General features: G+C 36.9%; 1 protein-coding gene. It reads left to right on the forward strand.

The genetic code is table 11. From position 1 onward, the window contains the following. The first annotated feature begins 318 nt into the window (after positions 1-318). Positions 319-1050 (forward strand): hypothetical protein, encoded by a 732-nt coding sequence (locus tag IQR33_RS18730; protein WP_172558810.1) that lies wholly within the window; start codon positions 319-321, stop codon positions 1048-1050. The last annotated feature ends 129 nt before the right edge of the window (positions 1051-1179 follow it).

Consider the following 1179-nt stretch of genomic DNA (forward strand, 5'->3'; position numbering starts at 1 on the left):
CTTGGACGCATGAGGATCAAGAAAAATTACGAGTAATGTTGGTTGATTTTGAAATGAAGCCATCACAGATGGCTTCTTACTTGGGTAGAGATCCTCGCTCTATTGCCAAACGCATCAGTAACAATGACAAACTCTCTCAGGGTAAGTGGAGACAAGACTTAAAGTGGTTGTAAATGCCTAACAAAGCATTTAAGACGGATTCCCAACGCTCGGCAGTTTCAGTTCAAAGTTTTAGTGCGGTGTTTATGGCACTATATTTCAGGTTAGGCGGTGCGTTGCTCACCACTTAATGCGGCGTTATATTGCAATTGAGATTTTATGAAAAATTATACATTTATAGATAGGTACTTTGAGAGTCAACGCGCTCTCTTAAGACTTGATACTATCGAAGAACATGATGTAAATAGCTTATTTACATACTTGAATAATCTTCATTCTACAGCTGACAAACTGAAAGAGCTATTCGACTGTAATATAAAAGATTACCCAGATTTTAAACTACTCAGGATTATTAGAAACTATTTTCATCATGTCGGTGATGTTGATGATATTAGAATGATTGTCTCTATTGAAGAAAACGTACACTTTGACCGTGTACAGCATCTGATTATACCGCTAGAAACTTTTGCAAAAAGTGTTAGGTCATTTATTGATAACGCAATGGTTCCAGAGAATCATAAGCAATATCAGAAAAAACTAAAATTTGTTTCGCAAGAGATGGCTTCTATATCTGAATGTTACTCTTATAACAGTGACATATTGACCAACATGGAAGTATGTTGCAATAAGCCATCATTGAAATTAGATGGCGAAGTCTATGAACTAGGCTTCGATATGTATAGATTCGTCTTTAATGTAACAAATCTAATTGCTGAACGCTGTAGAGCTATTGAAGAGTTGGCATGTAAGCCTATTGTCATGGAATTAGGTGAAGAATATTCGATTTCGAATAATATTGATCGAATTGATATGTTTTGTACACCAGATAAAATGCCAATAACAACAACTCAAGGTATGATCTACGCAAGGAAAGTCGAACTGGCAATATAACAAACTGTTTAAGAGTGATTCGCAACGCGTGGCATTTTTACTATGCGTTGGTTTTAGTGTTTAAGGTGGTATGCGGCGGCTTCGGTATTGCGTTGCTCACACCTTAACAGGGCGTTATACGAATGCGTG

The sequence above is a fragment of the Vibrio sp. OPT46 genome, assembly GCF_015163535.1.
Classification (GTDB): Bacteria; Pseudomonadota; Gammaproteobacteria; order Enterobacterales; family Vibrionaceae; genus Vibrio; species Vibrio alginolyticus.